Origin of the sequence: Mastigocladopsis repens PCC 10914, assembly GCF_000315565.1 — a bacterium.
Lineage (GTDB): Bacteria > Cyanobacteriota > Cyanobacteriia > Cyanobacteriales > Nostocaceae > Mastigocladopsis > Mastigocladopsis repens.
In genome coordinates, this window is the sequence record NZ_JH992901.1 from 4796366 (window position 1) to 4813278 (window position 16913).

At 45.8% G+C, this 16913-nt stretch carries 15 protein-coding genes and 3 pseudogenes; 8 read left to right on the top strand and 10 right to left on the bottom strand.

The features are described 5' to 3' along the window. Nucleotides 1-31: 31 nt before the first annotated feature. The 3 genes from MAS10914_RS0123375 to MAS10914_RS0123385 form a co-directional block, all read right to left on the bottom strand. Nucleotides 32-1306 carry an ATP-grasp domain-containing protein gene (locus MAS10914_RS0123375; protein WP_017318376.1) on the bottom strand — a complete coding sequence of 425 codons (1275 nt, stop codon included), beginning with the start codon at nt 1304-1306 and terminating at the stop codon, nt 32-34. 218 nt (nt 1307-1524) lie between these two features. Further along, entirely contained in the window at nt 1525-2421 is an 897-nt protein-coding gene (locus tag MAS10914_RS0123380) for an isoaspartyl peptidase/L-asparaginase family protein (protein ID WP_017318377.1), read from the bottom strand. 16 nt (nt 2422-2437) lie between these two features. Next, nucleotides 2438-2620: a hypothetical protein gene (locus tag MAS10914_RS0123385; protein WP_017318378.1), complete on the bottom strand. Its 183-nt coding sequence runs from the start codon at nt 2618-2620 to the stop codon at nt 2438-2440. Between the two features lie 469 nt (nt 2621-3089). Here MAS10914_RS0123385 and MAS10914_RS35845 point away from each other — a divergent pair, with 469 nt between their 5' ends. From MAS10914_RS35845 to galT, 3 genes are all read left to right on the top strand, one after another. Continuing rightward, entirely contained in the window at nt 3090-3296 is a 207-nt protein-coding gene (locus tag MAS10914_RS35845; protein WP_017318379.1) for a hypothetical protein, read from the top strand. A gap of 521 nt (nt 3297-3817) precedes the next feature. After that, nucleotides 3818-5680 (top strand): glycoside hydrolase family 2 protein, encoded by a 1863-nt coding sequence (locus MAS10914_RS0123395; protein WP_017318380.1) that lies wholly within the window; start codon nt 3818-3820, stop codon nt 5678-5680. Continuing rightward, a complete protein-coding gene (galT, locus tag MAS10914_RS0123400; protein ID WP_017318381.1) occupies nt 5659-6759 on the top strand; it encodes a galactose-1-phosphate uridylyltransferase in 1101 nt (366 codons plus the stop codon). Before MAS10914_RS0123395 ends, galT begins: the two co-directional genes overlap by 22 nt. Nucleotides 6760-6982: 223 nt before the next feature. Here the strand turns inward: galT and MAS10914_RS33135 are convergent. Further along, nucleotides 6983-7144, bottom strand: a pseudogene (locus MAS10914_RS33135) (catalase); the annotation flags it as partial. A gap of 234 nt (nt 7145-7378) precedes the next feature. On the opposite strand from MAS10914_RS33135, the gene MAS10914_RS0123405 reads away from it, so the two are divergent. The 5 genes from MAS10914_RS0123405 to MAS10914_RS0123425 all read left to right on the top strand — a co-directional run bounded on the left by MAS10914_RS0123405 (nt 7379) and on the right by MAS10914_RS0123425 (nt 11486). Next, on the top strand, nt 7379-8479 hold the full coding sequence (locus tag MAS10914_RS0123405; RefSeq protein ID WP_017318382.1) for a M24 family metallopeptidase: 1101 nt from the start codon (nt 7379-7381) through the stop codon (nt 8477-8479). 147 nt (nt 8480-8626) lie between these two features. After that, nucleotides 8627-9700, top strand: coding sequence for a galactokinase (gene galK / locus MAS10914_RS0123410; RefSeq protein WP_017318383.1), 1074 nt, complete (start codon nt 8627-8629; stop codon nt 9698-9700). Nucleotides 9701-10048: 348 nt separating this feature from the next. Further along, a complete protein-coding gene (locus tag MAS10914_RS0123415) occupies nt 10049-10549 on the top strand; it encodes a helix-turn-helix domain-containing protein (protein ID WP_017314015.1) in 501 nt (166 codons plus the stop codon). Between the two features lie 47 nt (nt 10550-10596). Continuing rightward, nucleotides 10597-11121: an IS630 family transposase gene (locus MAS10914_RS0123420; protein ID WP_033364704.1), complete on the top strand. Its 525-nt coding sequence runs from the start codon at nt 10597-10599 to the stop codon at nt 11119-11121. Between the two features lie 95 nt (nt 11122-11216). Next, nucleotides 11217-11486 (top strand): hypothetical protein, encoded by a 270-nt coding sequence (locus MAS10914_RS0123425; RefSeq protein WP_017318384.1) that lies wholly within the window; start codon nt 11217-11219, stop codon nt 11484-11486. Between the two features lie 351 nt (nt 11487-11837). Here MAS10914_RS0123425 and MAS10914_RS0123430 read toward each other — a convergent pair whose 3' ends face one another. The 6 genes and pseudogenes from MAS10914_RS0123430 to MAS10914_RS35850 all read right to left on the bottom strand — a co-directional run bounded on the left by MAS10914_RS0123430 (nt 11838) and on the right by MAS10914_RS35850 (nt 16777). Further along, the gene (locus MAS10914_RS0123430) at nt 11838-12083 is read right to left on the bottom strand and encodes a hypothetical protein (protein ID WP_026082766.1); all 246 of its coding nucleotides are present in this window, start codon (nt 12081-12083) and stop codon (nt 11838-11840) included. A 101-nt stretch (nt 12084-12184) separates the two neighbouring features. Further along, nucleotides 12185-12688 (bottom strand): annotated as a pseudogene (locus MAS10914_RS30900) (GDP-mannose 4,6-dehydratase); the annotation flags it as partial. A 22-nt stretch (nt 12689-12710) separates the two neighbouring features. Continuing rightward, on the bottom strand, nt 12711-13256 hold the full coding sequence (locus MAS10914_RS0123440; protein WP_026082314.1) for a transposase: 546 nt from the start codon (nt 13254-13256) through the stop codon (nt 12711-12713). After that, complete coding sequence (locus tag MAS10914_RS0123445; protein ID WP_017314682.1) at nt 13253-13549, bottom strand: transposase; 297 nt, start codon at nt 13547-13549, stop codon at nt 13253-13255. The genes MAS10914_RS0123440 and MAS10914_RS0123445 overlap by 4 nt, the downstream gene beginning before the upstream one ends. Nucleotides 13550-13602: 53 nt before the next feature. Beyond that, a pseudogene (locus tag MAS10914_RS30905) lies at nt 13603-14112 on the bottom strand (NAD-dependent epimerase/dehydratase family protein); the annotation flags it as partial. Nucleotides 14113-14368: 256 nt separating this feature from the next. Beyond that, nucleotides 14369-16777, bottom strand: a complete 2409-nt coding sequence (locus tag MAS10914_RS35850) for a family 1 glycosylhydrolase (protein WP_017318385.1) — start codon at nt 16775-16777, stop codon at nt 14369-14371. Nucleotides 16778-16913 lie beyond the last annotated feature (136 nt).

A 16913-nucleotide genomic window follows, 5' to 3' on the forward strand; every position in this document is an offset into this window, starting at 1 on the left:
TTTATGCTCCTCTAACAAATGATCATGCTATTTAAGCAAGCGAATGCAATCCCTTATCCTGTAGGTTCTTCTCAATGTGCTGCATTTCCTCGATTGTCTCTCCAGCCACAATCCCAGAAATTTCGGTATAAATTTTTCCGTATTTGACCTTCTCTAAAGCTGACAGGATGATAAAGTTTTTGTGATCCAGTTCTGGTTTCAGGGTCACTAGAATCGAGTCCAATGTCCCATCCATGCGGTAGTCGGTGGAATATTTAGCCACCTCCTTTCCAAGGGACAGTAGGGTATGGCGCTGTAAGCACAGCGGAGTTGAGCCATTGATTCGGAAATTGGCATCGATCGCATAAAGCTGTCCGTCTTTATCTTCCAACACGTCGAAGCCAATAAAGCCGAAATAACCGACCTTATGAGCATACTCACCAATGGCGGCAATCATCTCAAAGAATTTGCTCATGTCCGTCTCGCGGTAGTGAATCAGTCCCCCTAAATAGATGCCCTCCTCTGTAACGAGTTGGCTTGTGGTACCGATGAGGGTTATATCTCCCGCTTTGTTGAGATAGAACTGCACGCAGTAGTTCTGCACCTCATTCTTGACGAACTCCGAGACAATAATTGTATTCAGCAGTTTATGATCTAGATACTTCCTCAGTTCTTCAAAGCAGTAGTTTAGATCGCTGGCGCTTTTGATAATGTAAGTGCCTTCTCCTGAAAGTCCGTGGGACGTTTTGATCAAGTAGGGGAATTGTTCCGGTAACTGAATGTCTTCGAGACTCTTGGTGTGCAAATTGTAACTCTCGTATTTCGGACATTGCACTCCTAGCTCGGCTAGTGTCACTTTGTCAAGCAAGCGGTAGTGAGTGTCCGGATCAACGGCGTGTTTTTCAGGTTTGAGATTATCAAAGGGAAATAGAGTGATGAGTTTGTCAAAGCGATCGCTCTGGCTGAGATCATCCAGATAAAGCGAGCAGTCTAGCGTCTGCATACTGCTATAGCTGAAGCCAAAATGCTCTCGCCAGTAGTCAATCAGCAACTTTTGTGGCTCAACAATGACAATTCCTGGAATGGCATCACCTAACACAGCCAGATTTTTCCAAGGTTCCTTCTGACAAAGCTTGTTGAAGGGAGTTTTGGTGGCTTCACTACTGCCGTCTTGAATGAAGTATTTTTTTGTGTTGGGGTAAGCCGCCCAACTGGCAGTTGCAGGGTAATTTAAAATGAGCGCATAATGTGCATCAATGATGTCTTGAGCAAACAAATCAGAAAAAGAACAACCGTGAAAATACTGAAAATCGTATGTTAAGTTCATAAAAAAATGTTTTCAAGACTCACTTCCGCATCTACCTGACAAACAAGGTATTAGTTGCAGAATTTTGATTCCTCTATCCGCAAGCAGAAACGGATTCGTGAAAAATTCCGCACTAATTTCAGTAAGATTTAGCGGTCTCTCGCATTAGTTTTGATTGGTTTGGTATCATCAAAACCCTGTAGAGACGTGCCATGGCACGTCTCTACAACCCACCAGAATTAATGCGACAAAGCACTAGCTTCTTTTTTGGTAAACACAGCTGGTTTGTCCAGTTCCGTGGTCATATAACCACAAGCCATGTCCTGCGAGTTATAAGCCCAGCCAACCCGTCCCTGATGGTCTAAGAGGATGCACCCAGCCTCACCTGTAACTTTAGATTTCAGAGTGTTGATCGCCATCTGCGCTGCTTCGTCTGGATGCCTGTCTGCACTCAGGAAATCAATCGCAGTTTTCGCCAGAACCACCGGGATAATCGACTCGCCATCACCTGTTGTTGAGCAAGCGCCGAGTTTATTGTCAGCGTACAAGCCACTGCCAACGATCGCGCTATCGCCAACGCGACCAGGTTGCTGATTCATTAAGCCCCCAGTTGAGGTTCCAGCTACTAGGATACCGCTAGCATCTAGAGCGACACAGCCAATGGTGTTGGGGCGATCCAGAACTTCCTGCTCCTCCTTCCACTCCTGCCACGTCTCATGAGATATCAAGTCTTCTTTTGCACACATTTCGGCTCCGTTGTCTGCGGCAAAGCGTTCTGCATGGTGCGCCACTAGCATCCTGGGTTTTTCATCCATAATCTTACGTGCCACCGAGATTGGATGACGCACACCCTGAACTGCTGCCACTGCGCCCCAACCTAAGGTATCGCCCTCCATGATCGCCGCGTCTAGTGCCACCTCTCCCTCAGTGTTGAGACTCGCGCCCAAACTGGCGTTAAAGGTCGGGTCAGCTTCCAGAACGCGGATGGCTGCCTCAACGGCTTCTGCCGCAGTGCCTCCCTTAGTCAGCACTGCCCAACCTGCGTCTACTGCTGCCAAGCATCCAGCTTTGTTGGCTGCAACTTTATCCTCTGAAATGCTTTTCGCTCCACCGTGAACAATAATAGCTAGTGTCATAAATTTCCTTCTTTTCCTATGAACCTTGTGTGACTGAAATTGCCTCAACCGGCTGGTCAATCACTTGCAGTAATCGCTGTCGTAAAGTATCTAAGCCTAGGCGTTGCGTCGCTGAAATAAACACGGCTTCGGGATACTTTTGCCCAGTCAATGCCAGAGTTTCGCTATCTACCTGATCAACTTTATTAAAAGCAATCAAGGTTGGCGTTGTTCGTAAAGTTGTTGCAGTTTCTTAATTTGGCTCGATTTTAATGAGTGAATATTTCCATAAATAGTTTGCATAAAATTGTTCTTGAGTGCATTAGTTTTATACTTACCAATCTTCTTTATTCACTTTATATTCCTAAGGTTATAAGGTAGATTAAATCGCTACTTTTGGGTGAGAACTTAGGATTAGAATTATCCTTTTCTCTACCTATAAACGTGTTTCAAATCTAAAAATCATGTTTTCTTAATGCAGAAGTTAGCTGTTCTCTATTCTACCTATATCCCTTTGGCAAAGGGTTCTTATGTTTTATAAACGTTATTTTGTGTTTTTAATTACAAATTAAGTTAACATTATTCCATTCATTTGGTAGAAGTCGAGTTGAAAACAACAGTTTTATTGTAGAGAGCGACCTGGCTTTTTTCTAACCCGATAAATGTAAGTTGGTTGAGGAGAATAAAGTATGCAATTTCAAATTGAATGTAACAGCTTGAAAAATAATCAAATGTGCTTAATATGCGAGCAGCTGTTTCAGGCGAGGGAAGCGAGATTAATTGTGTGCAGCGAAAAGGGCGATGGCTATGGCGATGTTTGTCCTGAGTGCATAGGTAGGGGTGCTCATTGGATCAAAACCCAACTCCAACAGTTCAGCAGCAAGTTTAGTGCCTGAGATTGGGGCAGATCGTATTCCAACAACTATGATAAGTCTATGATAAGTATCAATTTCTCGCCTGTTACCTGAGTAACACCTCTTTCTAGCTATTTTCACAACGATCACTCATCAGGGATCGCAGCCAAATGGTTTTATAACAAATTTCAATCAAAAAATTTAACCCAATCAATCCGTCCTTAAAATAGTAAATATAGGGGCGGTTTTTTGATATTGGGTAGCAAAAATTTCATTTGATTTTTTCAACTACTCGCGCTCACATTTCCCCCTAGGTGTGCCATAATGTCACGAGCCAGAAAGCAACACCTAACTAGTTGCCCCCAAGCTAGGGGCAATAGCGATCGCTTGCTTACTGGACAGATCCACCCTTAGGTATTTGCTACTAGGGGATAGTTGGGTTTGAGGTGAGTGACAAACTTTAGGTATTCCTACAGGCAATATTCACCGAAATGTTTGGAACAAGGCGAATTTTTGAAAATTCATTTTGTAGAAGATTGTAGAAGAGTTGGGAAGAGATTGCGATGAACTTGTTAGAGTTGGAGAATCGTGCGGTTGAACTAACCTCTCATGCCAATAATAAGATGAGATTTGGTTTAAAACATACAGCATACCCGCGTCCGCAGTTCCAGCGAGCGCATTGGCAAAGTCTAAACGGTCTGTGGAAGTTCGCATTTGATGACCAGGGCAAATGCGTTCGACCTAGCGACCTTACCCAGTGGACACATGATATAGAAGTTCCCTTTGCTCCGGAATCTACCAAAAGTGGTATTGGTGATACAGGATTTCACCCGAACTGCTGGTACGAGAGGGAATTTGAAACACCACCAGGCGAGGGCAGATTGCTATTACACTTCGGTGCTGTGGACTATCGCGCTCGTGTCTGGGTTAACGGTCAATACATAGCGGAGCATGAAGGCGGACATATCGGTTTCACCCTCGATATTACCCATGTGTTGAATGACAGTGGAATCACGAAGGTGACAGTGTGGGCGCAGGACGATCCTCAAGACCTTGCCAAACCTAGAGGGAAGCAGGATTGGCAGCTAGAACCGCACAGTATTTGGTATCCTCGCACCAGTGGTATTTGGCAGACAGTCTGGGTTGAGCGCGTGGGTACGAGTTATATAGATCATATCCGCTGGACTCCCGATTTTGAGCGGTGGGAAATAGGTTGTTACGCTGCGCTCGCGGGTGATGTGCCTGCTTCTGGGGTACAAATAAAGATGAAACTGAGCGTTGGCGATAGAGTGCTGGTGAACGATACCTATGAAGTGTTCAACGGGGAGATTAGCCGCCGCCTCGCTCTTTCTGATCCAGGTATCGATGACTACCGCAACGAATTACTGTGGAGTCCGGAAAAGCCGACACTGATTGATGCAGAAGTTCAGTTGTGGTACAAAGACCAACTGCTGGATGAGGTTATAACTTATACGGCAATGCGGACTGTGAGTATACAGCGCGATCGCTTTATGCTCAACGGTCGTCCCTACTATTTGCGGCTGGTTCTCGATCAAGGCTACTGGCAAGATTCACTGATGAGTGCACCTGATGATGACGCGTTGCGGCGCGATGTGGAACTCGCGAAAGCAATGGGCTTTAACGGAGTCCGCAAGCACCAAAAAATTGAAGACCCCCGCTTTTTATATTGGGCAGACGTGCTGGGGCTGTTAGTATGGGAGGAGATGCCCAGTGCATATCGCTTCTCGCCTAAAGCAGTAGAGCGCACCACCAAAGAGTGGACAGATGTCATCAAGCGGGATATCAACCACCCCTGTATTGTGGCTTGGGTACCGTTCAATGAATCTTGGGGAGTTCCGAATCTGGTCGAAACACAGGCTCACCGGAACTACGTTTTAGCAATGTATCACTTGACCAAGACGCTCGATCCGAGTCGCCCAGTGATTGGTAACGATGGCTGGGAAAGTACAGATACGGACATTCTGGCTATCCATGACTACGACACCAATCCGCAGCACTTGGCTTATCGTTATGGACCGGAAGTCAAGCTATCAGATTTATTTGATCGTAAGCGTCCCGGAGGGCGCATCCTCACACTCGACAACTATCCTCACCAGGGACAGCCAGTGATGCTGACCGAGTTTGGCGGTATCGCCTATGCCCCTGAAGACAAGCCCGATGCTAATAAAATCTGGGGATATGAGCGCAGCTGGAATATCTCCGAGCTACAAATGAAATACGCTGCCCTACTGCAAACTATCAATAATATTGAGATATTCAGTGGATTTTGTTACACGCAGTTGACGGATACGTTCCAAGAAGCTAACGGGTTGTTGTACGCCGATCGCACGCCGAAATTTCCCATCGAGGCGATCCGCGCAGCGACCCTTTCAGGAGAAGGATTATGTACTCCCACGCACTGTTAAAGCCAGATGGTCGCCCACTGACTTTATATAGTCGATACCCTATAGCCGAGAATATTACAGCTACTAGCCCTAGCAATGAGCCAGTACAGGCAAATCCGCACCTGCGCTGGCATCCCTTGCGGGGGGAATGGGTGGCTTACGCTTCTCACCGTCAAGGGCGGACTTTCATGCCGCCCCCAGAGTATAACCCGCTCGCACCAACCAGCAACCCTGAGTTTCCAACTGAACTACCGCAAGGTAAGTATGACGTAGCGGTATTCGAGAACCGCTTTCCGTCGATGACGGTATCTGCTGACGATCCGCCAGCCAGCATCGTGGAAACTTTGCCTGCCAATGGGGCGTGCGAGGTAGTGGTTTTTACACAAGACCCCCGCGCCTCCCTCAGTTCCTTGGAATTGGATCACCTAGAGTTGCTGTTGCAAGTCTGGGGTGATCGCACCCGCGTCATCGGCGCAAATCCCCAAATCCAGTATGTGCTGCCCTTTGAAAACAAGGGCATAGAAGTTGGTGTGACTCTGCACCATCCCCACGGGCAAATTTATGCATATCCTTTTGTACCGCCTGTTCCAGCACGGATGTTAGAGCAACAGCGGCAATTTTACCAGCAACAGGGGCGCGGGTTGCTGGAAGATTTGATCCAAAAGGAGATTGCTGACAACAAACGGATTATTTACCAGGATGAAGAAGCGATCGCATTCGTCCCGGTGTGCGCTCGTTACCCGTATGAGGTTTGGATTGCCCCAATTAAGCCTGTTAGCACTTTCATGGATCTTACTCCTGAGCAACGCCAGGGACTTGCCAGGGCGTTAAAAACTGTCACCCTCAAGTACGACGGTTTGTGGAATCGTCCGTTTCCTTACCTGATGGCTTGGTTTCAAGCACCAACTGACGGTGAAGCGCATCCCGAAGCCCATTTACACGCCGAATTTTATCCTCCCTATCGAACAAGCGAAAGGCTGAAGTATCTGGCGGGAACGGAACTCGCAGCAGGGATGTTTGCGAATGATGCTTTACCAGAGGAAAAGGCGAAGGAGTTGCAGGCTGTGGTGGTAAATCTCCAAACGCCAGTGCGGTTGTGATAGCTCCACCCCCTCCGGTGCAAGCGATATTGTTGGCGAATAAAGGTTCCCCGTCTCGTTCCCAGCCTTACCGAAAGCGCCGGAGGCTTTTCTTAGGGATTAGACTTCTTGCAAAAGTCAATTATCTTTAAAAATAAACCACAGATGGACACAGATGAACACAGATGAATTATCTGTGTGCATCTGTGGTTCTAAATATTCATTAATCATACTTTTGTAACAAGTCTAATGGATCGAAATTCAGTTCAGGATGCTCATCATCCGACATGATTTGCACATAAAATTCCCATTCAAAATACTCGCCTCGTGCGATCGCTTCGTACAAATTCTGTGTCGCATGGTTAAAATTCTTCGCCTGAATTTCCTCAGCTTGAGCTTGAGTGAGGCACTTCCTTTTTTTGATTGTCTGTCATATGCGTCGTACCTTGGACAAAAAAGCGTCCTGCTAACAGGGAGTCAGATAGCAGGGAAATTGGGATGTTGTTCTAACTTTCCAGTTTTAGTAAAAATTTCTACAGGATTTCACCACCGATAGATAGATGAAATTTTATGTTTTGCTTGCAAGTATAGCTACTTTACAAAAAGTCTCTAATCAAGGACATTTCAACACAGGTGTAATATGAGTGGTTTAAATCAAGAAGTCTCTACCAAACTGGAGTTAATCCGCCAAACCCTAACTGAAACTGAAACCCAGGGATTACGTCTACGCGGAACAGACTGGTTTGCTTGGGCGACTGCTGGTGCTTCTAACACCGTGCTGCTGACTGCTGAAACCGGAGTCGCACAAGTGCTGGTAACAGCACAAGATGCTTGGGTTTTAACGGATGAAATTGAAGCACAGCGTTTAAAGGACGAAGAACTGCCAGCTAATTTTAAGCTACACGTCAATCCTTGGGCTGATGCTACTGTGCGTGAATCTTTTGTGCGTGATGCTACTAGTGGTGGGAAGGTTTTAACTGACCATCCTATCTTTGATATAGAGAAGCTATTACCCCCGTCTCTACAACATCATAAAAGAGTCATGATGTCAAGTGAGCTAGAGCGATATCGTCAAGTGGGGCTAAAAGCAAGCGAAGCGATGACAGAGGTTTTAAAAACCGCCAAGCCAACCTGGACAGAATATCAATTAGCAGGTGCAGGTGCAGAGGCATTGTGGGCGAGGGGGCTGCATCCAGCGCTGACTTTAGTGGCTGGCGAAAGGCGTTTACCGCTGTACCGTCATGCGACAGCTAGTAGTGAGCAGTTGGGACGGCAAGCGATGCTGGTTTTTTGCGCTAGAGGATATGGTTTATACGCGAATTTGACGCGATTTGTTTGTTTTGATGCCCTTTCGGATGAAGACGCTCAATTGCATCGTCATGTCCGCGAAATTGAGGCTCAAGCGTTAAATGTCTGCCAACCTGGAATATCTCTGAATTCGGTTTATGACACTTTAGCTAAAGCTTATGAACAACAAGGATTGAATAATGCCATCCGCGAACATCATCAAGGTGGAACAACCGGATATCTGTCGCGAGAAATTGTGGCAAATCCTACTACGACCGACACTTTAGAAGAAGGTATAGCTGTTGCTTGGAATCCAAGTCTATCCGGGGCAAAAGTTGAAGATACTTTTGTTATTCTTCAGGATAGTAAGTTGGAAAATCTAACTTTCGATGCAAATTTTCCCAGCGTGGAGGTAGAAGGAAGGCTGCGCCCTGTGCCTTTGGAGGTTGGATAAAAGGGGTTTCACAACATTGAATCATACGCAAAGGCGCAAAAATACAAAATTTTTCTCAGCGCCTTTGGCTCTTTGCGCTACATAATCATTCATTGTATCCTTGGGCGGATGTGCGATATTTAATACTTTTGCTATCACAAAACAATTATGAACTTTGAAAAAATATTTAGTCAACCACCTGAAGCCGAAGCCAATGCGCCAGGGAGAGTCAATTTACTTGGTGAACATACAGACTACAACGATGGTTTTGTGCTTCCGACTGCAATTCCTCAACGCACGACAGTACAGTTAGGTTTTAGTGCGGATGGACAACACCACTTTTATTCTGAAGATTTAGACGAGCAAGTCAACATTTTAGAAAGTAATAAAACGCCGTCTGGATTTGCAAGTTATATATTTGGGTGTATCGAACTTTTAAAAAAAGAAGGATACGCAATACCACCACTTTCTTTGTACGTCAAATCGACAGTGCCGATAGGTGTAGGCTTGTCCAGCAGTGCTGCTTTAGAAGTCGCAACGCTCAAGGGATTGCGCGAACTTCTCCATCTCCCCATCAATGATGTCGAAATCGCCCAACTTGGACAACAAGCGGAAATCCAGTATGCAGGCTTAAACTGCGGCATCATGGATCAAATGGCATCAAGTCTGGCTGATACTGACTCGATGCTATTTTTAGATACTCGCACCCTTGAGCGCTCAGTCATACCTTTTCCAGAGGGAGCAGAAATCTTGGTCATTGATAGTGGTGTTCATCACGAACTGGCAGCAGGTAGCGGATATAACCAGCGTCGTGCTGAGTGTGAGGAAGCGGCGCGGCGGTTGGGAGTGAAAGCACTCAGAGACATCACAAATCCGCAAGCCGCAGAGCCATTACCCGAACTTCTACGTCGTCGCGCTCGTCACGTCATCACCGAGGACAATCGAGTGCTTGAGGCTGCACAAGGGGTGTCAGCAAAACGCTTTGGTGAATTGATGAATGCTTCCCACACAAGTCAGCGCGACGATTATGAAGTTTCGGTGCCAGCAGTAGATACCCTTGTGGCGATGTTGCAGAAAACATCCGGAGTCTTCGGCGCACGTTTGACAGGTGGTGGTTTTGGCGGGGCTTGCGTTGCTTTAGTTGCAACAGGTCAGGGCAGAGGTATTGCAACTAAAGTCCTTGAACAATTCAATCAAGCAGGCTACACCGGACGAATTTTAGTTCCCCCTAAAGATTTGTGATTGGGGAGATGGGGAGAGCAAAGAAGGAAACTATTAATTGTTGACTACTCCCTTCCCGCTCAAAAAATATCTAATTTAACGTTCGCGTGCGGTTTTACTAAAAGAGTTATCTGACGTAAAGTTACATTGTAATTGCGAATACCTTTTTCAATGTAATAAGTGTATTTCCTGCTCCCGTTTGTGTTCGAGTATGCCCTATTAACTTCCTGACTTCTGACGCCAATATTGCTGGTGTATGACTTTTGTATGACTCTTCAAAAAACGCAGTTTCAATCTCAAGAAAGGGGTTATACCAATTCACTAAAACTATGATACAGATAAAGAAGGAATAAATATCAACGAGCAAAGATGGCTGGAGTCACCAAAGTAGAAATATATGAGTCAGCAGAAGAATTACAGGAACTGCTGAGAAAACAAAAAATAGTATCAAGTCGTGAACGGATTCAAGCGTTGTATTTGCTGAAAATAGGTCATGTAAAAACAATACAGGATGTAGCGGTGGTGCTAGGGAGAGCAAGGGTAACGGTACAAAGATGGTTGAAGGACTATACCGAATCAGGAATAAAAGGTTTATTGTCAACGAAAAAGAGTCCAGGAAGACCGCCAATGATTAACTTACAAGCAAGAGAGCAGCTAGACAGAGAACTTCAACAGCCACAGGGATTTAAAAGTTATGAAGAAATACGAACTTGGTTAAAAGCAGTGGAAGGGATAGAAGCATCATATAAAGTAGTACACGACACAGTGCGCTATCAAATGAAAGCGAAGCTAAAAGTACCGCGAGCCGTAGGTGTCAAATACGATAGTGAAGCAGAATTGGAATTTAAAAAAAACTGCCACAATACCTAGAAGTAATTAAAAAACACATCATAGCACCAGTCGATAAACAAAAAAAAATTAGATATTGGTGTGGAAACGAAAGCCGTGTGGGGTTGAAGACTGAACCTGGGAGATTAATTACGACAAAAGGAGTCAAGCCCATCGGCATTATGCAATGGAAGCGGGATAATTTTTATTTATATGGATTAGTAGAACCATTAACTGGAGAGCATTTTATTTGGGAATTCTCTCATTTAAATACAGCTTGTTTCAATATTTTTTTAGAAAAATTCTCAGAGACTTATTCTCAAGATATACATATTCTTCAGTTAGATAATGGAGCGTTTCATTTTAGTCAGCATCTCAAACTACCAGAAAATATAGTTTTGTTATTTCAGCCTCCGCATACACCTCAAGTTAATCCAATTGAAAGATTGTGGGAGGAGGTTAAAAGGCATTTAACTTGGGAAAGCTTCTCAACTTTAGATGAATTAAGAGAATTTATTTGGAAGCGATTGGAACAATTAAACACATCAATCGTTGCTTCTATTACAGGTTGGGATTTTATTCTTGATGCTTTATTTGTATCAGGCTTTTCGTGAAATGGTATTAGTTCATTATTGTTAGAGATAATATTGATTTACAAAGTCAAATTAATCGTTGTTTTTTAACAAGAAAATAAAGGAACAAAAGAGTCATGCTATCTCAATATAAAACTGAAGAAATGTTTTTGTTTTTAACTAAAGTTTTAGATGAATATGAAGTAATACCAGCAAAATTTGGTTGGCATATTCACAAAGAGAATACTTACTGCGGACATCTCGAATATCAAGAAACAACAGGATGGCAGGGAAGTGCTTTCAATCATCTCCCGACTACATTAAGAGAGCAGCTTAAAAGGTTTACTCAATCAGATTCTTCTGTATATAAAACTATGAGTTCTGGCAACTTGCTTTCTGTAGCTTAACGTGCCATAACCCTCCATTCCCCTCTTCATCTCAATGCCTCCCAGCATTGTCCTTTCCCCACTAACTGCTATCGCAGAAGTGGGGATTTTATTAGATATCTCCGAAAACAAGCAAAGCCAGTCGTAAACTAAACTTCCTCTGGATTGTTCTCAATAGACTTCTTGCAAAAATACGATTTATGAATTTTTGAACCACAGATGTAGGCGTAAGCCGTGCCGTAGGCTACACAGATAAATATCGGTGTTTATCTGGAGGACACTGCGTTGCGGTGAGTCCAGTGCTGCAGGAGGGTTTCCCGCGCCCTGGGAACTGGCGTTCGCGTAGCGTGTCCGTGCCTCCTACGGAGGAGCTTACGCTAACGCCCTTGGCGGTGCCGCAGGCATAGGACATACCCGTTCGCCGTAAGGCGTGGCGTCAGCCATAGGGGTTTCCCGCGCCCTGGGAACTGGCGAATCCGGAGGAGGGTTTCCCCCCAACCCCACTCCGTGGGGACCCCGAAGCCCCCCGTTGTAGCAAGTGTCCGTTGTCCATCTGTGGTTTTTTTCAAAAAAAATGACTTTTGCAAGAGTTCTAATATATCCTAGTATCTTTGCCATTTTTGTGTAGTAAAAAGCTCATTTAATATTCTTTAACCACAAAATACAAATATTTCGGAGATGTCTAAAAAATACCGCCTTTAAAATGACTGAGGTTTACACTACCCGTGTCGTCGCTGATGCCATTGCCAAGCATGACTGATGATTTCCTTAATGTTTGGGTATTGAGGACGCCAACCCAAAACTTTAGTTGCTTTGTCGCTGCTGCCAACTAAAATAGGCGGGTCTCCTGGTCTTCTGTCACGCTCCTCTATTTTGATTTCAGATCCTGTGACTTCCTTTGCACTTTCGATGACTTCTCTAACTGAAAACCCACTGCCATTGCCTAAATTAAAGACTTCGCTTGCTCCTCCTTTTAAGAGATACTCCAAACCCAAAACATGTGCCTGTGCTAAGTCAATTACATGAATATAATCCCGAATACAAGTACCGTCAGTCGTAGGGTAATCAGTACCGAAAATAAAAATCGCTTCGCGCTTACCCAAAGCAGCCATGAGCACCAGTGGTATGAGGTGAGTTTCGGGTTCGTGGTCTTCCCCCAATAACCCAGTTGGGTCAGCGCCAGCGGCGTTAAAGTAGCGGAAACGGACAGACTTGAGATTATAGAACCCATTTGAGATCTTTTTGCTAGCTAGCAGCTAATCGTTTGAGCATCAATCGGATAAAACAAAGTTTGAGCTTGGCATTGGCACGAGCGAGTGTGCGGTCAAAGTTTTTGACTAAACTTTTACATCGCTCTACCCAAGCATTGGATCTCTCTATCACCCATCTAGCAGCCACCGGAACAAATCCGGATTGTCCTTTGGCTTGCTTTTCAGCTTTTGATGGCTTGGCAGAGAGTTCAAATTGGATTTTGGTCATGATCTGGGGATAAATTTGCTCTAAGGCCGGGATAATTTTTTCAGGATGATAGCCATGATCTACCAAGATAGTTGTTTTGGGCAATTCCAGTGGTTTAGATTGGAAATAATCGATATTTTGTGAGAGCATTTCAATCAACCCCTGGTCATCAGATACGTTGGCGGTGGTGCAGTGAGTGAAGAAAGGGAAACCCAATATATCCACTGCTAGATGTCTTTTAATCCCGTTGGTTGCTTTGTAAAAACAAAACCCTTTCGACTCAACACTGGCATTACAAGTATTTTTGACCGCTTGTGAATCAATCAGGATCAGGGTTGTCCAGTGTGGTTTTTTTTTACTTGTTCACGCACTCCCTGATGTAAATTAGCCATAATTGAGTCCAGGATGCCATCTTCACACCACTGCTTGTAATGCCAGAACACAGTAGAATAGGGCGGCAAATCTCTGGGTAAGTCTGCCCAGTTGCAACCATTCTTAAGTTGATAAAATATCCCGTTCAATATTTGCCTCTTTGTCCACACAGGAGGTCTTGTTTTCTTCTTGGTCGGCAATAACGGCTCGATAATTTCCCATTCCAAGTCTGTCACGTCGCTTGAATATCCCATTTTTCGCCCTGACCTGATTCTATTCCACTGTTTGTGCCGATTTTACTTCTTCACCTCAAAGATCTCAAATGGGTTCTATAAGCCGTATCGAAATCAGATAATATTCGTTCTACCATCCATTTGGTAGTTGCATAGGGACTGATGGGGTCTTGAGGATGGTCTTCAGTCAGCGGCACAAACTTGGGCACACCATAAAGAGCGCAAGTAGAAGAAAAGATGAACTTGTTGATGGAAGCAGCAAGCATTGCTTCTAAAAGCGTCAGGGTGCCTGCGACGTTGTTGTGGTAATATTTGGCTGGGTCAGTGACAGATTCACCCACAGCAATGTAGGCGGCAAAATGCATCACCGCAGTTATATTGTGGGTTGAAAATATGTTATCTAAAAGAGCGCGATCGCTCGTATCACCAACAATCAACTTTACCTGCAAAACCTGTTCTACAAGTTCTCGATGCCCATTCGACAAATTATCAAGAACAATAACTTCATAACCTGCATTTTTTAGGGCTAATACCGCATGGGAGCCAATATATCCTGCTCCACCTGTAACTAAAATAGTTGTCATAACTGTACTAATTTTAGGTTTTAGATTTTATATTTTGGATGAAACAATAGACATCTCCAGAAATTAATTGTGCCTTGTCTACAACCCTTGTAGAGACGCTTTCATTCGGCGCGTCTCTACATTGTTTTTCGGAGATATCTAATCAATTAGGTAGGGGGCGAAGCCACGAAGCAAAAATATTTCTGAAAACTCGATATATTTCTGGTCGAAAGCAACGCCCGTATAGAGTTAGAAATGATTGACAAATGACAAAAATCTAAAATCGTTGACACTCATCAAAATAGCGAGACATCGCACTGTCAAGAGATGACATTAATTCACCCCTATTGCTACCAAGAACGCTGTAAGTCGGGCGCTGAGCGGTTAAACCAAGTTCTCGCGTTGGCAGGGCAATCACATTGCTAGGATTAAAGCCTGCTGTTTTCGCCGCTAGCCGTGCCAAATCAGCCCATGCGATCGCACCTTTGTTAGCCAAATGCCACAAGCCAGTTTCGCCGTCAATCAACAAATCGAGACTGGCATGGACAAGATCCGGCACGTACGTAGGCGAAACAATCCCATCCTCCGCAGCAACAAAGGTATTCCCAGCACTGAGCTGACGCAGCGCAATTGTTACAAAATTGTAATCATCCCAAGGACCAAAAAATGCACTGGTGCGAATGACCAGCGATGCGGGATTAACCTTCAATACCAGCTTTTCTGCCAAAGCTTTGCTACACCCATACACATTAAGGGGGGCAACGGTATCACTTTCTATATAAGGGTTGAACACAGCACCGTCAAATACCAGGTCTGACGAGAAAGTCAGCAGCGCCACGTTATGCTGAGCGCAAGCAGCAGCTAAAATCGCTGGTCCGGTGGCGTTCACCCGCAGGCAAACATGGGGTTCGCGTTCCGCATCGTCCACCCGCACATATCCCGCAGCGTTCACAACCGCCCACGGCTTCAACTCAGCTAGAACAGCATCGACCGAGGCAGGATCGGCAATGTCCATTTCTTGGCGTGTCAGCAAGCGGTACGAAATACCCCGCAGTTCACACAAACGAGCAAAAGCCCTTCCCAAAGTTCCTTTTGCACCCACGATGACTAGGGGTGAAGAGGAGCCAGCGCCGTGCGGAGAGAAGTTGCAAGGAGGGTTTCCCTCCAGGCAAACTTCGGAGGGTTCCCCCCGTTGAGGCGACTGGCGTGGAGATGAAGGAGATGAGGAAGAAACTTCTAATTTTGAATTTTGTGCCTCCTCCGGAGGAGTTTCACTAACGCGTAGCGTGTCCTCCGGACATATTTTGAATTTTGAATTTATTTCTCCCCCTACTCCCGGCTGCCCACTGCTTTCTTTTAGACAACTTACCGCCGGGTATAATAACCGCTCTTGCCGATGCCACCATCCGGGTGTATCAAGTAGCGGGTGGTCCGGTTTGCGCCCAGCGGATAGGTCGCGTATCATCTTGGCAATTGCTGTCGGTCGCGGACGTGAAGAGCGCAAGTCAAACACGCCTGACTCGTAGTAGCCGACCCAACGAGTCACTAAGCTATTCCAATCGTAGGTGCCCAGGAGCGACCAAGCAGTGACAGCGCGGACATCTACACCCTGTCCTCGTAATTGCAGCGCCCCACTCCAAACCTCATAAAGCCAGCGCAGCTGCTCCTCACGGGTGCAGTGGAGGTGAGCTTCGGTAATAGCAATCGGCAGTTTATAACGTTCCCATGCTTCTTTGAGCAAGTTGCGCGGACCTGCTGCACCCTCAGCACAAACCCGCACTGCCTCTACATCTGCGTACTCATCCCGCCCGTTGCTCCCATGCGAAGAAACCGGATAGCGTTCTTTGCGTTCATCCAAAAAGCGATCGCTCGTCAGGTAGTGGTTAATCCCAATGATGTTCGGCGGACAGGGATTTTCCAGAAACCAATCAAGTTCAGCCTCACTGATGCCACAGTAGCGCAGGTGACCCCACATCCGATGAGTCGGCGTGACTCGACCGCACAATAAATCAAAGCTCAACCAGCGGCGCTCGTTCTCAAATTCTGCTTGATACGCCAGCTTTGGCGTACTGTAAATCTTACCCAAATCCTCGGTTTGCACTCCTTGGGCATTGGGGTTAACTTCCCGGATCGCCTTCATTGAAAGGGCGATCGCACGGCACTCCCCCAACAAAGCACGTGCGAAACTTAACTCATCTCCTCCGTGAGGATACCAGTGACCATACATTCCACTGAATCGCGCCGTTGTTAGGGCTTCGTTTACGGGTGTGTAATGCGTCACCCAAGGATAGCGCTGGGCAACTGCACGGGCATACAAAGCTAGTTTCTCTGGAAATTCCGGATCTACCAAGCTAGTGTGACGCGGTCCGCTACCATGATGCACCAATCCCACAATCGGATTGATGCCGAGTTCGCGCAATCGCCCTAGTCGCTCATCCGCCCACGACCAGTCAGCATTCTCCAACTCGTTGGGTGCGGTTCGCTCCCACAGCACCGGGTAGCGGATCGCCTTTATCCCTAGTTCGGCAAATAAGTCTAGGTCATCCAAGCGCGTTGCATGACCGTTGCGTTCCAACTGGTCGAAATACTCATCACCCACACGATTAACCGTACACTCCACACCAGCCCACACTTCCAAAGGAAATTGTGAGTTATGAGTGTTGAATGTTGAGTTGAAGGAAACCATACTTTAAACTCAATCTTATATATTCTCTTTTCTTCCTTGGCGTTCTTTGCGACGCCAGTCGCCTGCGGAGGGGGGTCTCCCCCCAACCCCAACGCCAGTCCGCTCAAGTCGGGAGACCCGCCCACGCGGCTGGCTC

Excerpts from the sequence above, each read along its gene's own strand:
- MAS10914_RS0123380 (WP_017318377.1), bottom strand. The coding sequence starts at position 2,421 with ATGACACTAGCTATTATTGTTCACGGTGGAGCGAAAAGCATTTCAGAG.
- MAS10914_RS0123430 (WP_026082766.1), bottom strand. The coding sequence starts at position 12,083 with ATGGCAAAGATACTAGGATATATTAGAACTCTTGCAAAAGTCATTTTT.
- MAS10914_RS0123445 (WP_017314682.1), bottom strand. The coding sequence starts at position 13,549 with ATGGGATATTCAAGCGACGTGACAGACTTGGAATGGGAAATTATCGAG.
- MAS10914_RS0123375 (WP_017318376.1), bottom strand. The coding sequence starts at position 1,306 with ATGAACTTAACATACGATTTTCAGTATTTTCACGGTTGTTCTTTTTCT.
- galK (WP_017318383.1), top strand. The coding sequence starts at position 8,627 with ATGAACTTTGAAAAAATATTTAGTCAACCACCTGAAGCCGAAGCCAAT.
- MAS10914_RS35850 (WP_017318385.1), bottom strand. The coding sequence starts at position 16,777 with ATGGTTTCCTTCAACTCAACATTCAACACTCATAACTCACAATTTCCT.
- MAS10914_RS35845 (WP_017318379.1), top strand. The coding sequence starts at position 3,090 with ATGCAATTTCAAATTGAATGTAACAGCTTGAAAAATAATCAAATGTGC.
- MAS10914_RS0123425 (WP_017318384.1), top strand. The coding sequence starts at position 11,217 with ATGCTATCTCAATATAAAACTGAAGAAATGTTTTTGTTTTTAACTAAA.
- MAS10914_RS0123415 (WP_017314015.1), top strand. The coding sequence starts at position 10,049 with ATGGCTGGAGTCACCAAAGTAGAAATATATGAGTCAGCAGAAGAATTA.
- MAS10914_RS0123405 (WP_017318382.1), top strand. The coding sequence starts at position 7,379 with ATGAGTGGTTTAAATCAAGAAGTCTCTACCAAACTGGAGTTAATCCGC.
- galT (WP_017318381.1), top strand. The coding sequence starts at position 5,659 with ATGTACTCCCACGCACTGTTAAAGCCAGATGGTCGCCCACTGACTTTA.
- MAS10914_RS0123395 (WP_017318380.1), top strand. The coding sequence starts at position 3,818 with ATGAACTTGTTAGAGTTGGAGAATCGTGCGGTTGAACTAACCTCTCAT.